This window comes from Sneathiella marina (assembly GCF_023746535.1).
In the GTDB taxonomy this organism is placed as follows: domain Bacteria; phylum Pseudomonadota; class Alphaproteobacteria; order Sneathiellales; family Sneathiellaceae; genus Sneathiella; species Sneathiella marina.
The window spans coordinates 2,162,513-2,180,988 of sequence record NZ_CP098747.1 but is presented as its reverse complement, the minus strand read 5'-3'; the positions used below and the strand labels follow the sequence as shown (position 1 = coordinate 2,180,988).

The window sequence follows — 18,476 nt, the reverse complement described above, 5'->3', positions numbered from 1 at the left end:
CGTCTAGCGGTTTCGACTTGTATCTGACGCGTAACGAACGGCTTCCTGCGCTGCACGAACCAGGGCCTTGGCCTTGTTAACCGTCTCCTGATACTCAGCTTCCGGATCACTGTCGGCGACCACGCCGCCGCCAGCTTGAATATAGACTTTATTGTCCTTCACAACCGCCGTGCGCAACGCAATACAGGTATCCATGGATCCATTTGCCGAAATATAACCGACAGCACCGCCATATATTCCGCGACGGCTTTTTTCCAGCTCGTCAATAATTTCCATCGCCCGTACTTTTGGGGCACCTGAAACTGTTCCTGCGGGAAAACCTGCTTTCAAGGCGTCGATGGCGGTTAATCCATCCGCGATATCCCCCTCAACATTTGAGACAATATGCATGACATGGGAATAATTCTCGATTTCCATTTTTTCCGTCACGGTTACAGTGCCGATCCTGGCAACCCGGCCAACGTCATTCCGTCCGAGATCCAACAGCATCAGGTGCTCCGCCAGCTCTTTGGGGTCCGACAACAAATCTTCTGCAAGTGCCGTATCTTCCGCGGCAGTCGCGCCCCGTGGCCGTGTCCCGGCAATGGGGCGGATCGTGACTTTACCGTCGCGCAGTCGAACCAGTATTTCTGGGCTGGAACCGACAACTGAAAACGCGCCAAAATTCAAGTAGAACATGAACGGTGATGGATTGGTCCGCCGAAGGGCTCGATACAGAGAGAGGGATGTCAGGTTAAACGGTAATTCGAAACGCTGCGAAGGGACAACCTGGAAGATATCGCCGGCACGGATATACTCTTTGGCCTTTTCAACCATATCGAAATACTCATCCTTTGAGGTATTTGATGTGGGCTCAGGTAAATCAAGGGTGCCGCTGTCCAATGTCGCCGTATGGGGCAAGCTACGCTCGAAATCATGCACAGCGTCGGAAAGCCGTTCTGCGGCCTGATTATAGGCATTTTGCGCGGATCGATCATCATTGGCCCAAACCGGCGTAACGATTGTGACCAGGTCGAGGATAGAATCGAAGATAGCCATGACCGTCGGCCGGATAAACATGCCATCGGGAACACCGAGCTCATTCTCATTCCCGTCCGGGATATTTTCCATCAGCCGAACCGTGTCATAGGACATATAGCCGACCAGGCCAGCGGCCATGGGCGGCAGGTTTTCCGGCAGGTCAATATGGCTTTCATCAATCAGCGCCTGAAGGCTGTCCAAAACGGATGTTCCACAGGAAACAAACGCGTCCGGGTCGAACCGGGCGGTCCGGTTAATGCGCGCCTCTGTGCCGTCACAGCGCCAGATCAAATCCGGCTTCAAGCCAATAATCGAGTAACGGCCCCGAACAGCGCCGCCCTCGACAGATTCAAGCAAAAAGGAGTTCGGCTGACCTTCCGCCAGCTTCATCATGGCTGAGACAGGGGTTTCCAGGTCGGCAACCAAGGTTGTCCAGAGAATTTGCGACCCCCCTTGACTATGGGTCTCTTTAAACTCCGCGAAGGAGGGCTGAATAGACATGCCTAGAAATATTCCCGGATCAAGTCTTCTTTGACGGAAATACCAATCTCTTGTTGCAGATAATTTTCATATTGCGTCAAGATGCTTGCCCGAATGCTGGACCCAACTTGCGTTGCCATCTGTTCAGCCGCGTCCTTATCCGCGGCAGCGTCGGCAGGAATGATATCCGCTATACCGTAAATGACATACCCGTTTCCGGACGCATTGGCGCCAACACCATATGCCGCAGGCTGCAGGTCAAATAATCCGGCTTGAACGGAGGGTGCCAGTTCCGAAGATTGTCCGGTTCTCAGGACGGGAGCGGTAGACTTAACGGAAACTTTCTCCTGGCTGGCAATTTGCGCAAGCGTTGCACCCCCATTGATCTTGACGAGCAAGTCATCGGCTTTTTTCCTGGCCTGTTCATTGCGCCAGTTATTCTGCCAATCTTTCGTGGCCGCTGTCTTTACATCCGCCAAAGGCTTAACAGCCGCTTCGGCAATTTCATCAACGAGTACAGAATAATAACCCGCAGGCCGGCTGTCTGAAAGCTCAGCTTCGCTGTCCGTGGGTTTCGCAAATGCTTCGACCAGAAATGCCTCACCACCTGGAAGTCCTGCGACCGGCTGACCCTGTTTATCTAGTCCCTGACTATCAATCCAGTCCGTTGTGACAACATTAATCCCGATTGTCTTGCCAGCTTCTGCAAGGGTTGCGCCGCCCGCAAACTCGTCTTCCAATTTGGTCGCTTCTTGATACATAACATCGAAGGCTTTACGTAACTGAATGTCCTTTTTCAGCTGTTCCCGGACCTGCTCTTTGGTTTTTATGGTTTCCGGGGATACTTCTGTCACCTGAACCAGGTGCCATCCCAAAACCGTTTTGACAGGCGCAGAAATGCCATCTTTCTGTAAATCAAAAACCGGCCCCTGGAGTTCCGGGAGTAAATCCTGCTGCGTCATCAAACCCAGATCAATATCTTCCGGAGTTAGTTGAAGGTCGGAAAGGGCGATTTCAGCGAAAGTCGTACCGCCGCCAATTTTCGCAAGCGCCGCTTTGGCCTGGTCTTCATTTTCGAAGATCATCTGTGAAACGCCGCGTTGTTCCGGCACATTGAATTCACTGATCCGGCCTTCATATTCCTCGGTCAGATCGGCATCACTGATGTCACCTTCTTCCGTGAAATTTTCCGGTGTCAAAGTGATATAGCTCAGTTTGCGGTATTCAGGCGCCGAAAACCGCTCGGGGTTATTGGCGATATATTCCTTTAATTCATCATCGGAGGGGATTGCGGCGAATTCAATGGTGCTATCGAGAATTTCGACATAATTGGCAGACCGTTTTTCTGCCTGATAGGCATAGAGCGTGTCGACCAGAATTTTAGGGGTCGCGGCGGCAGGAATGGCCATGGAATTAATCAGCTGCTGACCCGCGATGTCATGGCGCACGATTTCCACATATTCCCCTTCGCTATAACCGTTCTGGCGAAGGAACTGTTCGAACCGGAATCGGTCAAACTGATTGAACTCGTTTTGAAAGGTCGGCTGAGAACGGATCATTTCGCGAATAGCAGTGTCATCGGCGCTCAGACCCATGCTCTTGGTTTTCTCTTCAATGAGGGCGCGGGAGGCGATTTGATTAACTGTCATTTGCGCCAGGCCGAATTGCCGGGCCTGCTCTGCCGTTAGCTGTGTCTGAAAGCGCTGCGACAGGATATTCAGATTGCGTTGATAATCCCGCTGAAACTCCCCAATGGAAACAGTTTTATCACCAACCTCAATTACATTGCTACCGACAGAGCTTGAAAGCATGTCACCGCCAATTCCCCAGACACCAAAACTGGCGACAAGAAGAAGTAACAAACCTTTTGCGAGCCATCCGCTGGCTCCTTTACGCATTGCATGAAGCATATTATCGGTTACCAAATATTGTTATGAACAAAATTACTGTTTTCTTGGGCTACGCGTCGCAGCGGGCTGATTATAGAGGGCACTGAGGCCGGAGCAACATTGAATTTCGCAAAGCAGTATCTTTCTGGCGTAAAAAGTGGCATACGATCCTAATTTAGGACAAATAGACAAATTTCAATGAAGATTTGAGGAAGAATATGCCGGAAACAAGACGTCCCCTTATTGCTGGAAACTGGAAAATGAATGGTTTGGCAGATGAATCGCTTCTGCAAATCAAGGATTTGGCGGCTCGCGCCAGCAAAATTTCCGATCCGGCATGCGATGTTTTGATTTGCCCGCCAGCAACGTTACTGCGTGATCTGGCGAAAGCTGCCATGGATAGTCCCGTTGCCGTTGGTGGTCAGGATTGCCATGCAAATGAAAAGGGTGCACATACCGGGGATATCAGCGCGACGATGTTAAAGGATTCCGGTGCGCATTACTGTATTGTTGGCCATTCCGAACGTCGTACGGATCATGGTGAAACAAATGCTGACGTGAAATCCAAAGCGGAAGCCGTGCTTCGCGAAGGATTGATTGCCATTGTATGCGTTGGCGAAACACTGTCCGAGCGTGAGGCGGGCACAACCCTGGACGTTATTTCAGATCAGGTTAGAAATTCCCTGCCCAGCGGCGCGACTGCTGCCAATACAGTCATTGCGTACGAGCCTGTCTGGGCGATCGGGACAGGAAAAACGCCAACGGTACTGGATGTCCAGACTGTTCATGCCCATATACGTACTGAGCTGAACGAATTGATGAATGACGCAAACCGCGTTCGGCTGCTGTATGGCGGATCCGTTAAGGGAAGCAATGCCGGTGAATTGATGGCTGTGGAAAATGTCGACGGAGCATTGGTCGGTGGTGCGAGTTTAACGGCAGAAGATTTCTGGCCGATTGTTAACGTCTGTATATGAAAACTTGTGACTGGTAATCTGATTAACTTTGGTGTAGAAGCCCAGCAATCGTAATTCTCTTGTGGCGGCCTTGGTCGCCTGATGTCCGGGATTGAATGTAAAATGCAAACTGTTCTTTTGGTGATTCATGTTTTAATCGCCATATTCTTGATTGCAGTCGTACTGTTGCAACGCTCAGAAGGCGGCGCACTCGGTATCGGCGGCGGTGGCGGCGCCATGAGTAGTCGGGGGGCGGCGAATCTGTTGACCCGGACCACGGCTGGTTTGGCGGGTGCTTTTATGGTCACCAGTATTTTGCTGGCCATTGTGAGCGGAGCCCATACGGCGCCAGCTTCTATTTTGGATTCTCCTTTAACAGTGCCGGCACCAGCGGGATCAACCGCTCCAGCTACCACTGAGACGGCGCCAGCCGTGCCTGCAACGCCGGCGGAGCCTTCGGCTCCGATCTCGGAATAACGAGCAGATCAAAAAAAAATCACGAGGCGGCAGATTTGCCGCCTCTTTTACTTCACGGCTCTGATTTAATTGGTTATAACGTAACTCCATGACACGGTTTATTTTCATTACCGGTGGTGTGGTTTCCTCTCTTGGCAAGGGTCTTGCCGGGGCAGCATTAGCTTCCCTGTTGCAGGCGCGTGGCTATAAAGTTCGACTTCGGAAACTGGACCCCTATATTAACGTCGATCCTGGCACGATGAACCCATATGAGCATGGGGAGTGCTATGTTACCGACGATGGCGCCGAGACAGATTTGGATCTCGGTCACTATGAACGCTTCACCGGCGTTCCCTCCAAACAGAGTGATAACGTCACGACAGGGCGTATTTATCAAACCGTTATTCGTAAAGAACGGCGGGGGGATTATCTGGGCGGGACGGTTCAGGTTATTCCGCATATTACAAATGCCATCAAGGAATTTGCGACAGCAGATCTGGAAGATGAGGATTTTGTCCTTGTGGAGATTGGCGGAACTGTCGGTGATATTGAAAGCCTTCCCTTTTTGGAAGCTATCCGGCAACTCGGCTACGAATTGCGCGATAATGCGATTTTTGTGCATTTGACGCTGGTGCCCTACATTGCCGCAGCCGGTGAGTTGAAAACCAAGCCAACACAGCATTCCGTCAAGGAACTCAGGTCTATCGGTATCCAGCCGAACATTCTGCTTTGCCGGAGTGAGCAGCCCATTCCTCCGGGACAGCGCCGGAAAATCGGCTTGTTCTGTAATGTGCCGGAGGAAGCGGTGATCCAGGCGCTTGATGTTCGCAGTATCTATGAAGTGCCGTTGAGCTATCATAAAGAAGGCTTTGATGTTGAAGTTCTGAAAGCGTTCCACATTGAGGATGCCCCGGACCCGGATTTATCCAAATGGGAAGATATCATGGACCGGGTTGTCCATCCGGAAGGGGAAGTGAATATTGCCGTCGTTGGTAAATATATCGAGCTGCAGGACGCCTATAAATCGCTGACTGAATCCCTGGTTCACGGGGGTATTGCCAATCGGGTGAAGGTCAATATCAAGTGGCTGGAATCCTCGATTTTTGACGATGAGGAAATTACCCCTGCCAGTAAGTTTGACTCCATTCATGCCATTTTGGTTCCCGGCGGTTTTGGCGAACGCGGGGCGGAAGGCAAAATCAAGGCGGCTCAATATGCCCGTGAACATAACATTCCGTATTTTGGAATTTGTTATGGCATGCAGATGGCTGTTATTGAAGGCTGCCGCAACCTGGCGAACATGCCCAATGCCGGTACTTCCGAATTTGGATCGTATGATCCCAATGTCGTCGGCCTGATGACGGAATGGACCCGTGGCAATAAAACGGAAACCCGGTCCGAAGATGGCGATCTGGGCGGAACAATGCGATTGGGAGCATATCCTTGCGATTTGCTTGAAGGAACGCAGGTCCGCGAAATTTACGGACAGGACCATATCCAGGAGCGTCATCGGCATCGGTTTGAGGTAAATATCGCCTACCGGGATGTGCTGGAGAAGGTGGGCTATAAATTCTCCGGATTATCGCCCCATGGCGACCTGCCTGAAATCGTGGAGCTTGTTGATCATCCCTGGTTTATTGGCGTGCAATTTCATCCGGAATTAAAATCCAAGCCGTTTGATCCACATCCCTTGTTCAGCAGTTTTATCGAGGCTGCGCTGAATAAATCACGATTGGTATAGATATGACTGAAAATCGTCACGTTCAAATCGGCAATCTCAAAGTCGGAAATGACTTGCCCCTCGCCATTATCGCGGGACCCTGCCAAATGGAAAGCATGGTACATGCTATGGACATGGCGGGCCGGCTTTTCGAGATGTCCCAAAAACTGGGAATCGGCCTCGTTTATAAAACCTCTTTCGATAAGGCCAACAGAACATCCATCGCCACGGAACGCGGTCTGGGACTGGAGGCGGCAATTCCGGTGTTTGAGCGCATTCGAAGCGAGTTTGGCATCCCTGTGCTTACAGATGTTCATGTGGCAGAGCATTGCGCCGCCTTGGGCGATGCCGTCGATGTTTTGCAGATACCCGCGTTTTTGTGTCGGCAGACGGATCTTCTGGTTGCAGCGGCAAAAACCGGGAAAGTGATAAATGTCAAAAAAGGCCAGTTCCTGGCGCCTTGGGACATGAAAAATGTTGCCAATAAAATTGTGGAAAGCGGCAATAATAAAGTTCTTCTGACCGATCGCGGTACCAGCTTCGGCTATAATACCCTTGTCTCCGATTTGCGCGGACTGCCGATCATGGCAGAGCAAACGGGATGTCCCATTGTCTTCGATGCAACCCATTCCGTGCAACAGCCGGGCGGGCAGGGTGCCACTTCCGGCGGCCAGAGAGAATTTGTGCCAGTGCTGGCCCGCGCCGCGGTCAGTGTCGGTGTCTCCATGGTGTTTATGGAAACCCATCAGGATCCGGATAATGCACCATCCGATGGCCCCAACATGGTGCCAATCGACGAAATGGAAAGTTTGTTACGTACCCTTCAGAAATTCGATACCCTTGCCAAAAACCTTTGAGAAATAGGACCTAATCCCATGAGTGCAATTGTTGATATTATCGGCCGTGAAATTCTTGATAGCCGGGGCAACCCGACGGTTGAAGTGGATGTTCTTCTGGAATCAGGCGCCTTCGGACGCGCTGCCGTGCCGTCCGGAGCCTCAACCGGTGCGCATGAAGCGGTGGAACTGCGGGACGGTGATAAAAGCCGCTATGGGGGCAAGGGCGTCCTGAAAGCAATTGAAAGTGTCAATGGAGAGATCTTTGACGTTCTTTCCGGACGGGATGCGGATAACCAGATTGCCCTGGACCGGGCGATGATCGAGCTTGATGGCACCGCCAATAAAGGCCGGCTCGGCGCCAACGCCATTCTGGGGATCAGCATGGCCATTGCCAAGGCCTCCGCTGAAGATTGCGGCTTACCGCTCTATCGGTATGTTGGCGGCGCGTCCGCGCGTACACTGCCGGTTCCCATGATGAACATCATCAATGGCGGCGAGCATGCGGATAACCCCATCGATGTGCAGGAATTCATGATCATGCCGGTCTCGGCGGATAGCCTGAGCGATGCGGTTCGTATGGGATCGGAAGTCTTCCAGACATTGAAACAACAGCTCAGCAACGCTGGCCATAATACCAATGTGGGGGACGAGGGCGGTTTCGCGCCGAATATCGCCAGCACCCGTGATGCCCTGGATTTTGTTATGAAATCAATCGAGGTCGCCGGCTATAAACCCGGCGAGGAAATTTTTCTGGCGCTTGATTCCGCTTCCACCGAGTTTTTCGCCGACGGGAAATATCATCTTAAAGGGGAGAACAAGGTTCTGGAACCCGGCGAGATGGTCGATTACTACGCGGCGCTTGTCGGTGACTATCCGATCATTTCCATTGAAGATGGCATGAGCGAGGATGACTGGGCGGGCTGGAAGCTGCTGACGGATAAAATCGGTGATAAAGTCCAGCTGGTCGGCGACGATTTGTTCGTCACCAACCCGGTTCGCTTGAAAGATGGGATCGAGCAGGGCGTCGCCAATTCCATCCTGGTCAAGGTCAACCAGATCGGCTCCCTGACGGAAACCATGGAAGCCGTCGAAATGGCCCATAAAGCAAGTTACACGGCCGTGATGTCCCATCGCAGCGGCGAAACTGAAGATGCCACCATCGCCGATCTCGCCGTCGCCACCAATTGCGGCCAGATCAAAACCGGCAGCTTGTCCCGCTCTGACCGCCTGGCAAAATACAACCAGCTGATCCGCATCGAGCAAGAGCTTGGCGATGCGGCTGAATATGCAGGGCGGGGGATTTTGCGAGGGTAGATTGACGGATGTGATTGAAGAAGCAGCGTTAATGTTGTTTTTCCAATATTTACGTTGACCTGAGCCGTAGGATTTGATTCACTGGTAAAATGAGTATTGGTATAGAAATACGCAAGCGGGCGAAGGCCGGGGCGGGGCCTATTTTGGGGATCCTCGCGGTGGCCTATTTCAGTTACCATCTGATCGAGGGGGATCGGGGGCTGTTCGCCTATCTCAAGCTTCAGCATAAAATCGATAAGGCGGAGGCGGTCTACCTGGTTACGGAAGATGAAAAGCAGGCGTTGCAAAAACGTGTTTCGCTTCTCCGGCCGGAGAATCTGGATACGGATATGCTCGAAGAACGCAGCCGGGATGTTCTGGGGCTGGCGCATCCGGACGAAATTGTCATTTACCGCAAATAGAAGAATAAACCCTGTTTCTTTCGGTTTATGTCGTTTACCGCCTCTCCTGAATGTCGAATATTACGTAATATGCAATAAACAGATGGCATTTATGTCGGTGCTGCAGGCTTGTTACTTGCGTATGAATTTCCGACAGCAAAACCGATAATTAACGTAATTAACCGTAATTCAGTTAATTATCGTGATATTTCTTGTTTATTAACACCTGATCCGCCACATTCCAGTTAGTCAGACACGCGGCGGTGATCCGATACAGGGTTCCGGTTGCGTTAATCAACGGGAGGTGATATGGCACGACAAGCCGCAAAGACATCCAAAAAATCGACAACCGCAGCAAAGAAAACGACGCGAAAATCAGCGCCCAAGTTTGCCGCGGACTCCATCCTTAAATTTTACCGCGACATGCTTCTGATCCGGCGCTTTGAAGAAAAGGCCGGGCAGCTTTATGGCATGGGGCTGATCGGTGGCTTCTGTCATTTATATATCGGTCAGGAAGCGGTTGTTGTCGGCATGAAATCGGCGATCACCGAAAATGATGCGGTCATTACCTCTTACCGGGATCACGGCCATATGCTGGCGTCGGGCATGGACGCCAAGGGCGTTATGGCGGAACTGACCGGGCGGGAAGGCGGCTATTCCAAAGGCAAGGGCGGTTCCATGCATATGTTCAGCAAGGACGCCAACTTTTATGGCGGCCACGGGATTGTCGGCGCCTGCGTCCCCTTGGGAACCGGGCTGGCGTTCAGCCAGAAATACCAGGGCACCAACGACGTCACGCTCTGTTATATGGGCGACGGCACGGCCAACCAGGGCCAGGTCTATGAAAGCTTCAATATGGCGGAGCTTTGGGGCTTGCCGGTGGTCTATGTTATCGAGAATAACGAATATGCCATGGGCACCTCGGTCAAGCGATCATCGGCCCAGACGCAGCTATATCGCCGCGGTGAAAGCTTTAATGTTCCAGGCGAGCAGGTGGACGGCATGGATGTGCTGGCCGTCGCCGAAGCCGGACGCAAAGCGGTGGAATGGGTAAGATCCGGCAAGGGTCCGTTTATCCTGGAGATGAAAACCTATCGATATCGCGGCCATTCCATGTCTGACCCGGCCAAATACCGGTCCAAGGAAGAGGTCAACAAGAAGCGCGCGGAACATGACCCCATTGAGCAAATCCGCCAGAAAATCATCTCCGACAAGATCAACACCGAAGATGAGTTGAAGGAAATCGACCGGGAGGTGAAAGCGATTGTCGCCAGCGCCGTGGAATTTGCGCAGAACAGCCCGGAACCGCAACCCGAAGAGCTTTATACGGATGTTGTGGCGTAACGCCGCGCGACAGGTTTAAAAGGACGATAAACAATGCCAACAGAAATTTTAATGCCGGCCCTCTCGCCGACCATGACCGAAGGCAAACTGGCCCGGTGGATGGTAAAAGAAGGCGACGATGTCAGCTCCGGCGATGTGCTTGCTGAAATTGAAACAGACAAGGCCACCATGGAAGTGGAAGCCGTCGATGAAGGGAAAATCGGCAAGATCCTGATTGCCGGGGATACGGATAATGTCGCCGTCAATACCCCCATCGCGGTGTTGCTTGAAGATGGTGAGGATGCGGCCAGCATGGACGCCATGGCCGCTGCGCCCGTTGCCGCGCCTGCGCCCCTCAATGATGTCCCCGCCGCCGCGGCACCGGCGGCACCCGTTGCGACAACCACACAAACCCATGATGCCTATGACGCCAGCGGGGAGATCCCGGCGGGCACCGAGATGGTGTCAACCACGGTCCGTGAAGCCCTCCGTGATGCCATGGCCGAGGAAATGCGCCTGGACGAGCGGGTTTTCGTCATGGGAGAGGAAGTGGCGGAATATCAGGGCGCGTATAAGGTCACGCAAGGGCTGCTGGATGAATTTGGCGCCCGGCGGGTGATTGATACCCCCATTACCGAGCATGGCTTTGCCGGGATCGGTGTGGGCGCGGCCTATCATGGCCTGCGTCCCATCGTCGAGTTCATGACCTTTAACTTCGCCATGCAGGCCATTGACCAGATCGTCAATTCCGCCGCGAAAACCCGTTATATGTCCGGCGGCCAGATGGAAAGCCCGATCGTGTTTCGCGGGCCCAACGGCGCTGCCTCCCGGGTGGGGGCGCAGCATTCGCAATGTTATGCGTCCTGGTATTCCCATGTGCCGGGCCTGATTGTTATTGCACCGCATTCCGCCGCCGATGCCAAAGGTTTGCTTAAAGCGGCCATCCGAAATCCCAACCCGGTAATTTTCCTGGAAAACGAGTTGCTCTACGGTCAAAGCTTTGAGGTGCCGGTCCTCGATGATTTCGTCCTGCCCATCGGCAAGGCAAAAATCGATCGTGTTGGCGAGGATGTGAGCATCGTCTCCTTCGGGATGGGGATGGAATATGCCAATGCCGCGGCAACTGCCCTGGCCGAGGACGGGATCAGCGCCGAGGTGATTGACCTGCGGACCATCCGGCCCATGGATATGGAAACGGTTCTGGCCTCTGTCCGCAAGACCAATCGTTGCATAACAGTGGAGGAAGGCTGGTCGCAAAGCGGTGTGGGCGCCGAGATTTCGGCCCAGATCATGGAGCAGGCCTTCGATTATCTGGATGCACCGGTGATCCGGGTGACGGGCAAGAACGTGCCCATGCCCTATGCCGCTAATCTCGAAAAGCTGGCCCTGCCACATGCCGATGATGTGATCAGCGCCGCTAAATCAGTCTGTTACCGCACTTAACAAGGGGGCGACCATGCCAATTACCATTACGATGCCAGCCCTCTCGCCAACCATGACCGAAGGTACTTTGGCCAACTGGCAGGCTAAAGAAGGCGATAGCATTTCTTCCGGCGACGTGCTGGCGGAAATCGAGACCGACAAAGCTACCATGGAAGTGGAAGCAATTGACGAAGGGACCCTGGCCAAAATTCTTGTCGCCGGGGGCACCGAAAATGTTGCCGTCAATACGCCGATTGCCGTCATGCTTGAAGATGGCGAGGATGCCTCGGCTCTCGATGGATTCAACGCGGGATCAGCACCGGCCGCGGCCGCAGAAACGCCCGCAGCAGAAGAAGCGCCAGCAGCGGCTCCCGCAGCTACAGCTCCTACAGCATCTGCTACGCCTGTCGCCACAGCGGCTAGCGATGGCACCCGAATATTCGCCAGCCCGCTGGCCCGGCGCATTGCTGGAAATGCCGGTCTGGATATCAGCGCCATTGCCGGCACTGGTCCCAGAGGCCGGATCGTCAAGGCGGATGTGGAACAGGCCATTGCCTCCGGCGGGGCGCAAGCAGCCGCTCCGGCCGCGGCCGCGCCGGTTGCGACGGCCGCTCCGGCGGCGATCACACCACCGGCTGACGGCAATTATGAGGAAATTCCGCTGACCAGCATGCGCAAGACCATTGCCCGCCGGCTCTCGGAAGCCAAGCAGACCATTCCGCATTTCTATCTGACGGTGGAATGCGAGATGGACAACCTGATGGCCCTGCGTAAAGAGCTCAATGGCCGGTCCGATGACTATAAAATCTCGGTCAATGATTTCATCATCCGGGCATCCGGACTGGCTCTCAAGAAACTGCCCGAAGCCAATGCCAGCTGGGGCGGGGACAAGATCCTGCAATATAAGGATTTTGATATTTCCGTGGCCGTCGCCATTGAGGGCGGTTTGATTACCCCGGTTATTCGCAACGCGGACCAGAAGGGCCTGGCCAGTATCTCCAATGAGATGAAGGAATTAGCCGGGAAGGCCAAGGCCGGGAAACTGATGCCTGAAGAATATCAGGGGGGCTGTTTCTCCATCTCCAATCTGGGCATGTTCGGGATCAAGGAATTCTCCGCCGTGATCAACCCACCGCAAGCGGCCATTCTGGCGATCGGTGCCGGTGAACAACGACCCGTTGTCAAGGACGGCGCTCTGGCCGTTGCGACCATGATGAGCGTGACCCTGTCCTGTGATCACCGGGTGATAGACGGGGCCATGGGCGCAGAACTTCTTAAATATTTCAAGGGCTTCATTCAGGAACCTTTGACCATGATGCTGTAAGGGGCGGGATATGAGCGATACAGATTTTGATGTTGTGGTCGTCGGCACTGGTCCCGGCGGCTATGTAGCCGCCATCCGCGCAGCACAACTGGGACTGAAAGCGGCGGTTGTCGAGCGCGAACATTTCGGGGGGATCTGCCTGAATTGGGGCTGTATTCCGACAAAAGCCCTGTTGAGGACAGCCGACGTGCTGGACTTGATCAATCATGCGGATTCTTTCGGGATCAAGGTGGAAGGTGTCTCCGTTGATCTTGAAAAAGTCGTCAAGCGCTCCCGTCAGGTCGCCGCACAGCTTTCGGGCGGTGTGCAGCATCTGCTGAAGAAAAACAAGGTCACGACCATTGATGGGCATGGCAAGCTGACCGGTGCCGGAAAGCTGGAGATTTCCAAGGACGGAAAGGTTACCTCCACTGTCACGGCCAAGCATATCATTCTGGCAACCGGTGCCCGGGCTCGGGTGCTGCCGGGGCTGGAACCGGACGGAAAGCTGATCTGGACTTACAAGGAAGCGCTTGTTCCCGATGTGATGCCGAAGAAATTGCTGGTCGTCGGTTCCGGTGCCATTGGTATCGAATTTGCCAGCTTCTTCAATGCGTTAGGCGCTGACGTTACAGTGGTTGAGGTGATGGACAGGGTTCTACCCGTTGAAGATGCTGAAATTTCCGCCATGGCCGAGAAAGCCTTTAAAAAGCTCGGTATGAAAATTCATAAAGGCACCACGGTGTCGGAGCTGAAGAAATTAGCCAGCAACGTCACGGCAACCTTTACCGACAAGAAGGGGAAGACGTCCTCCGACAGCTTTGACCGGGTTATTCTGGCGGTGGGGATTGTCGGCAATGTGGAAGATATCGGTCTGGAAGGCACGAAAATCAAGGTCGACCGCACCCATGTTGAGGTGGATGAATATTCGCGCACCGCAGAGCCTGGTGTGTATGCCATCGGCGATTTGACAGGTCCGCCCTGGCTCGCCCATAAGGCCTCTCATGAAGGGGTGATTTGTGTGGAGAAGATCGCCGGTGAAAAAGACGTGCATCCGCTCAATACCAAGAATATTCCGGGCTGTACCTATTGCCATCCGCAAGTGGCCTCCGTTGGCCTGACGGAAGAGGCGGCGAAAGAGGCGGGCTATGAGCTGAAAGTCGGGCGGTTTCCCTTTATCGGCAATGGCAAGGCCGTCGCCCTTGGCGAGCCCGAGGGCATGATCAAGACCATCTTTGATGCAAAAACCGGCGAAATGCTCGGTGCCCATATGATCGGCACGGAAGTGACCGAGCTTATTCAGGGCTACGGCATCGCCAAAACACTGGAAACCACCGAGATTGACCTGATGCACACAGTCTTTCCGCATCCAACCCTCTCGGAAATGATGCATGAATCAGTCCTTGACGCGTATGGAAAGGCAATCCATTTCTAGACATTTGGACTTTATGACAAAGTTGAAAAACTGATATGTTGGAAATGTACGGCTTGCTGGCCGTGAATTTGGTGGGTCTCTGGATCTTTATTTATCTGGAGAAAAAGTATAATTGGTTTGGTTTTATCGATAAGATCCCTAACTGGCTTATAGCGACGGTATTAGTCGCGTTTTTTGGGCTTATCGTGGTCGCCGTATTTATGTACTAGGAGCGGGGAATCGCTTCATGGAGAGAATGGCAGAGAGATTATGACAGAGATTACACCGCTGGAACGTGTTCGCCATCCGGAAAAAGCCAATCGGCCGGACAATCCCATTCAGCGTAAACCGGCCTGGATCCGCGTCAAGGCGCCGGTCTCCAAGACGTATAACGAGACGCGGGAGCTGATGCGCGGGCTCAACCTGACCACGGTTTGCGAGGAGGCGGCGTGCCCGAATATCGGTGAATGCTGGTCGAAAAAACATGCGACCATGATGATCATGGGGGAGATTTGTACCCGGGCCTGTGCCTTTTGCAATGTCTCCACCGGCAAGCCCAATGCCCTCGATCCGTTTGAACCGACCAATGTGGCGACGGCCGTCAAGACCATGGGCCTCAACCATATTGTCATAACCTCGGTTGATCGGGACGATCTGGCCGATGGCGGGGCGCAGCATTTCGCCGATGTGATCACCGCCATCCGCGAAGCGGCGCCCGCGACGACCATCGAGATACTGACCCCGGATTTTCTTAAAAAACCCGGCGCGTTGGAAATTGTTGTGGCGGCGAAACCGGATGTGTTCAATCACAATCTGGAAACCGTGCCCAAACTCTATACGACCGTGCGCCCCGGCGCGCGCTATTACCATTCATTGCGGCTTCTCGATCGGGTGAAGGAACTGGACCCGACCATTTTTACCAAATCGGGCCTGATGGTCGGGCTGGGGGAGGAAAAAGACGAGGTCCTGCAGGTGATGGATGACATGCGCATGGCCGATATCGATTTTATCACCATCGGCCAGTATCTGCAGCCGACGGTCAAGCATCATGCCATTGACCGCTTTGTTACGCCTGACGAATTTTCTGTACTGGAAAAGCAAGCTTATGCTAAAGGGTTTCTCATGGTCTCGGCATCTCCCTTGACGCGGTCAAGCCATCATGCGGGGGAGGATTTCGCGAAATTGAAAATCGCTAGAGACAAAATCGCCGGCCGGGGGTAAAGCCGTGCTAGAGTACAGGTAAAGTAGAGCGTATGCCGACACATTCAGATGAACGGGTTCTTCCCTATACACCGAAACAGCTATTTGATCTGGTGGCGGCCATCGATTTATATCCTGAATTCCTCCCCTGGTGCGTTGGGGCGCGGATCAATGAGCGCAAGGAGAATGTGGTCTATGCGGATCTGGTCATCGGCTTCAAGCTGTTCCGCGAAAAATTTACCTCCAAGGTGACGCTGGATGAGGGAAACCATGTCATTGACGTGGAATATCTGGATGGTCCGTTTCGCTATTTGAACAATCACTGGGGATTTCATGATCATCCGGACGGCTGCCGGATTACCTTTTTCGTCGATTTTGAATTTCGCTCGATGTTGCTGCAAAAAACCATTGGCATGCTGTTCAATGAGGCGGTGACGCGGATGATTTCCGCCTTTGAAAAACGGGCGCAGGATTTATATGATATGCCCGAAAGCTCCGAAAACCAGTCGGTTACGAACTGATCTCGTCAAGCATTTCAAGGGCTGTCATCACCGTCGCCATACGCACTTCTGATCGTCCGATATCCCCATAATCCATTTTCCGGTGGACGGTCTTGCCGTCAATATTGGTCGCTGCCAGATGCACCCGGCCCACCGGTTTTTCGTCCGATCCGCCCCCCGGGCCGGCAATGCCGGTAACCGCAACGGCGATTTGCACGGCGGCGGTTTTAAGCGCACCCGCCGCCATGGCCCGCGCCACTTCTTCAGATACGGCACCATGGGCGCGTAAGATATCGATTTCGACTCCGATGACCTTGTGTTTTGCCTTGTTGGTATAGGTGATAAATCCGCGGTCGAACACATCGCTGGATCCGGCAATCTCCGTCAGGGCACCACCGATCAATCCGCCAGTACAGGATTCGGCCGTCGCCAGCAGCCATTTGTGGTTGCGGCAGTTTTCCAGGACCTTTGTGGATAGTGATACGATTTCTCTATTAAAAACGCTCATTAATCAGAATTCCCTATTAATCAATTTGGAAGAAGGCCAGCTGGGCCAGCAGCAGGACGGCGGCGGCGGCGAAGATGCCGGCCAGGATATCGTCGATCATGACGCCAAACGCGCCTTTGACATGCTGATCCAGCCAGCGGATGGGCCAGGGTTTCCAGATATCAAACAGCCGGAAAAACAAAAAAGCCGCCAAACACAGAATTAAATCCCCACCGGTCACCAAAAGAGCAATCCATAATCCCGCCACCTCATCGATGACCACTTCGCCGGGGTCGCTTTTGCCGGTTTCACGCACATAAATATGACAGCTCCACCAGCCGCTGAAAAAAACCAGAAGGGTCGCGGCGGCAAGACTGACCGGTCCGAAATACAGGAAAATCACATAGCCCACCGGCAGCGCGGCGAGGGAACCCATGGTGCCGGGCGCCTTGGGCGATAACCCCGACCAGAACCAGGTCGACCAGATCACGGCGGGATGCCAGCGGGTGAGGGGGGACAGGTTCATTCGGGTAACCTGACGGTGGCAATGGCCTGCGCGGCGATGCCTTCACGGCGCCCGGTAAATCCGAGCTTTTCCGTCGTTGTCCCTTTAACACTGACCCGATCTTCAACGATTCCGAGGATTTCAGAAATGCGGGCACTCATGGCCGCACGATAGGGGTTTATCTTCGGCTCCTCGCAGATAATGGTCAGGTCAATATGGCTGATGCGCCCGCCTTTCGCCGCGATCAGATCGCCGGCATGGGACAGAAACACATGGGATTGCACATTGCGCCAGCGATCGTCGGAAGGCGGGAAATGCACACCGATATCCCCTGCAGCGATGGCACCGAGCAAGGCGTCGGTGACCGCATGCAAGGCGACATCCGCATCGGAATGGCCTTTTAATCCCCGATCATGGGGGATTTTCACGCCGCCAAGCCATAAGTCCCGACCGGCGACAAAGGCATGCACGTCAAACCCTTGTCCCGTGCGCGTATCGGTAAGCTGCTCTGTTATCATTTTCTCGGCCCTGGCCACGTCATCGGCTGTGGTGATCTTAAAATTCCCCGGCTCCCCCGCGACGGTTTGAACGGGAATATCCGCCAGTTCCGCCAGTCCAACATCATCGGTGACAGCCATCTTCGAAAACGCCCGGTGGGCGGCCAGAATGGGATCGAACCTGAAGGATTGCGGGGTCTGCGCAGCCATAATTTTATCCCGATCCAGGGCCCCGGTCACCCGATCCTCCGCCACGAATTTAAGACTGTCGGTAAGCGGCACGGCGGGAAGCACGGCATCACAGGCTTCAAGTGCCAGAATGCATCGATCTATTAAGTACTTACTAACAAAGGGGCGCGCAGCATCATGAATAAGGACCCGGCTTGGCTGCAAGGCTGTCAGTGCTTCCAACCCGTTTTTGACGGAGGCCTGCCGGCTTTCTCCGCCCGTAACCCAGGGCAGGACATCGCGATCCGCAAGGGCAGCCGCGTAAAGCGCCGCATCATCGGCATGAATAACCACACAGACCTTATCAATTCCACTATGGTTTAAGAAGGTATCGACGGTCCGCGCCAGTACAGTTTTCCCCGCAATATCAATATATTGCTTGGGCAAATCCCGTCCGGTGCGATGGCCGCGGCCGGCGGCAACAATAAGGGCGATGGTTGTCATGGGCTGACAATAGGTCGCCAGGGCGATCCGTTCAATGAATTTGATGAAATGCAATGAATGTATTGCCATTTGGCAGACGACCGGATATGTTGCCTAAAT

Annotated in this window: 17 protein-coding genes; 12 read left to right on the top strand and 5 right to left on the bottom strand. The window is 53.7% G+C overall.

What is annotated here, in order from left to right:
- Positions 1-3: 3 nt before the first annotated feature.
- Both trpE and NBZ79_RS10380 read right to left on the bottom strand, forming a co-directional pair.
- Positions 4-1,521, bottom strand: coding sequence for an anthranilate synthase component I (gene trpE / locus NBZ79_RS10385; protein ID WP_251932339.1), 1,518 nt, complete (start codon positions 1,519-1,521; stop codon positions 4-6).
- A gap of 2 nt (positions 1,522-1,523) precedes the next feature.
- Complete coding sequence (locus tag NBZ79_RS10380; RefSeq protein ID WP_251932337.1) at positions 1,524-3,410, bottom strand: SurA N-terminal domain-containing protein; 1,887 nt, start codon at positions 3,408-3,410, stop codon at positions 1,524-1,526.
- Between the two features lie 197 nt (positions 3,411-3,607).
- On the opposite strand from NBZ79_RS10380, the gene tpiA reads away from it, so the two are divergent.
- From tpiA to NBZ79_RS10320, 12 genes are all read left to right on the top strand, one after another.
- On the top strand, positions 3,608-4,366 hold the full coding sequence (gene tpiA, locus NBZ79_RS10375) for a triose-phosphate isomerase (protein WP_251932335.1): 759 nt from the start codon (positions 3,608-3,610) through the stop codon (positions 4,364-4,366).
- A gap of 102 nt (positions 4,367-4,468) precedes the next feature.
- Positions 4,469-4,822, top strand: a complete 354-nt coding sequence (gene secG / locus NBZ79_RS10370) for a preprotein translocase subunit SecG (RefSeq protein ID WP_251932334.1) — start codon at positions 4,469-4,471, stop codon at positions 4,820-4,822.
- A gap of 88 nt (positions 4,823-4,910) precedes the next feature.
- On the top strand, positions 4,911-6,542 hold the full coding sequence (locus NBZ79_RS10365; protein WP_251932333.1) for a CTP synthase: 1,632 nt from the start codon (positions 4,911-4,913) through the stop codon (positions 6,540-6,542).
- A 2-nt stretch (positions 6,543-6,544) separates the two neighbouring features.
- The gene (gene kdsA, locus NBZ79_RS10360; RefSeq protein WP_251932331.1) at positions 6,545-7,378 is read left to right on the top strand and encodes a 3-deoxy-8-phosphooctulonate synthase; all 834 of its coding nucleotides are present in this window, start codon (positions 6,545-6,547) and stop codon (positions 7,376-7,378) included.
- A gap of 18 nt (positions 7,379-7,396) precedes the next feature.
- A complete protein-coding gene (eno, locus tag NBZ79_RS10355) occupies positions 7,397-8,674 on the top strand; it encodes a phosphopyruvate hydratase (RefSeq protein WP_251932330.1) in 1,278 nt (425 codons plus the stop codon).
- Positions 8,675-8,763: 89 nt separating this feature from the next.
- Positions 8,764-9,075 carry an FtsB family cell division protein gene (locus NBZ79_RS10350; RefSeq protein ID WP_251932328.1) on the top strand — a complete coding sequence of 104 codons (312 nt, stop codon included), beginning with the start codon at positions 8,764-8,766 and terminating at the stop codon, positions 9,073-9,075.
- A 288-nt stretch (positions 9,076-9,363) separates the two neighbouring features.
- On the top strand, positions 9,364-10,398 hold the full coding sequence (gene pdhA / locus NBZ79_RS10345; RefSeq protein WP_251932327.1) for a pyruvate dehydrogenase (acetyl-transferring) E1 component subunit alpha: 1,035 nt from the start codon (positions 9,364-9,366) through the stop codon (positions 10,396-10,398).
- A gap of 33 nt (positions 10,399-10,431) precedes the next feature.
- A complete protein-coding gene (locus NBZ79_RS10340) occupies positions 10,432-11,820 on the top strand; it encodes a pyruvate dehydrogenase complex E1 component subunit beta (protein WP_251932325.1) in 1,389 nt (462 codons plus the stop codon).
- A 13-nt stretch (positions 11,821-11,833) separates the two neighbouring features.
- Positions 11,834-13,123, top strand: a complete 1,290-nt coding sequence (locus tag NBZ79_RS10335) for a pyruvate dehydrogenase complex dihydrolipoamide acetyltransferase (RefSeq protein WP_251932323.1) — start codon at positions 11,834-11,836, stop codon at positions 13,121-13,123.
- 10 nt (positions 13,124-13,133) lie between these two features.
- Positions 13,134-14,537 carry a dihydrolipoyl dehydrogenase gene (gene lpdA, locus NBZ79_RS10330; RefSeq protein WP_251932322.1) on the top strand — a complete coding sequence of 468 codons (1,404 nt, stop codon included), beginning with the start codon at positions 13,134-13,136 and terminating at the stop codon, positions 14,535-14,537.
- Between the two features lie 249 nt (positions 14,538-14,786).
- Positions 14,787-15,737 carry a lipoyl synthase gene (lipA, locus tag NBZ79_RS10325; RefSeq protein ID WP_251932321.1) on the top strand — a complete coding sequence of 317 codons (951 nt, stop codon included), beginning with the start codon at positions 14,787-14,789 and terminating at the stop codon, positions 15,735-15,737.
- 32 nt (positions 15,738-15,769) lie between these two features.
- A complete protein-coding gene (locus tag NBZ79_RS10320; protein WP_251932320.1) occupies positions 15,770-16,237 on the top strand; it encodes a type II toxin-antitoxin system RatA family toxin in 468 nt (155 codons plus the stop codon).
- Here NBZ79_RS10320 and NBZ79_RS10315 read toward each other — a convergent pair.
- From NBZ79_RS10315 to NBZ79_RS10305, 3 genes are read right to left on the bottom strand one after another with little or no spacing between them, the layout of a single operon-like run.
- A complete protein-coding gene (locus NBZ79_RS10315) occupies positions 16,227-16,724 on the bottom strand; it encodes a CinA family protein (protein ID WP_251932318.1) in 498 nt (165 codons plus the stop codon). The genes NBZ79_RS10320 and NBZ79_RS10315 overlap by 11 nt on opposite strands.
- A 16-nt stretch (positions 16,725-16,740) precedes the next feature.
- Positions 16,741-17,229 (bottom strand): phosphatidylglycerophosphatase A family protein, encoded by a 489-nt coding sequence (locus NBZ79_RS10310; protein WP_251932316.1) that lies wholly within the window; start codon positions 17,227-17,229, stop codon positions 16,741-16,743.
- Positions 17,226-18,446 (bottom strand): bifunctional 2-C-methyl-D-erythritol 4-phosphate cytidylyltransferase/2-C-methyl-D-erythritol 2,4-cyclodiphosphate synthase, encoded by a 1,221-nt coding sequence (locus tag NBZ79_RS10305; protein WP_251932315.1) that lies wholly within the window; start codon positions 18,444-18,446, stop codon positions 17,226-17,228. The genes NBZ79_RS10310 and NBZ79_RS10305 overlap by 4 nt, the downstream gene beginning before the upstream one ends.
- Positions 18,447-18,476: the final 30 nt, after the last annotated feature.

Bases quoted from the DNA above. Each gene is read 5' to 3' on its own strand.
- trpE (WP_251932339.1), bottom strand. From the start codon at position 1,521: ATGTCTATTCAGCCCTCCTTCGCGGAGTTTAAAGAGACCCATAGTCAA.
- NBZ79_RS10380 (WP_251932337.1), bottom strand. From the start codon at position 3,410: ATGCTTCATGCAATGCGTAAAGGAGCCAGCGGATGGCTCGCAAAAGGT.
- tpiA (WP_251932335.1), top strand. From the start codon at position 3,608: ATGCCGGAAACAAGACGTCCCCTTATTGCTGGAAACTGGAAAATGAAT.
- secG (WP_251932334.1), top strand. From the start codon at position 4,469: ATGCAAACTGTTCTTTTGGTGATTCATGTTTTAATCGCCATATTCTTG.
- NBZ79_RS10365 (WP_251932333.1), top strand. From the start codon at position 4,911: ATGACACGGTTTATTTTCATTACCGGTGGTGTGGTTTCCTCTCTTGGC.
- kdsA (WP_251932331.1), top strand. From the start codon at position 6,545: ATGACTGAAAATCGTCACGTTCAAATCGGCAATCTCAAAGTCGGAAAT.
- eno (WP_251932330.1), top strand. From the start codon at position 7,397: ATGAGTGCAATTGTTGATATTATCGGCCGTGAAATTCTTGATAGCCGG.
- NBZ79_RS10350 (WP_251932328.1), top strand. From the start codon at position 8,764: ATGAGTATTGGTATAGAAATACGCAAGCGGGCGAAGGCCGGGGCGGGG.
- pdhA (WP_251932327.1), top strand. From the start codon at position 9,364: ATGGCACGACAAGCCGCAAAGACATCCAAAAAATCGACAACCGCAGCA.
- NBZ79_RS10340 (WP_251932325.1), top strand. From the start codon at position 10,432: ATGCCAACAGAAATTTTAATGCCGGCCCTCTCGCCGACCATGACCGAA.
- NBZ79_RS10335 (WP_251932323.1), top strand. From the start codon at position 11,834: ATGCCAATTACCATTACGATGCCAGCCCTCTCGCCAACCATGACCGAA.
- lpdA (WP_251932322.1), top strand. From the start codon at position 13,134: ATGAGCGATACAGATTTTGATGTTGTGGTCGTCGGCACTGGTCCCGGC.
- lipA (WP_251932321.1), top strand. From the start codon at position 14,787: ATGACAGAGATTACACCGCTGGAACGTGTTCGCCATCCGGAAAAAGCC.
- NBZ79_RS10320 (WP_251932320.1), top strand. From the start codon at position 15,770: ATGCCGACACATTCAGATGAACGGGTTCTTCCCTATACACCGAAACAG.
- NBZ79_RS10315 (WP_251932318.1), bottom strand. From the start codon at position 16,724: ATGAGCGTTTTTAATAGAGAAATCGTATCACTATCCACAAAGGTCCTG.
- NBZ79_RS10310 (WP_251932316.1), bottom strand. From the start codon at position 17,229: ATGAACCTGTCCCCCCTCACCCGCTGGCATCCCGCCGTGATCTGGTCG.
- NBZ79_RS10305 (WP_251932315.1), bottom strand. From the start codon at position 18,446: ATGGCAATACATTCATTGCATTTCATCAAATTCATTGAACGGATCGCC.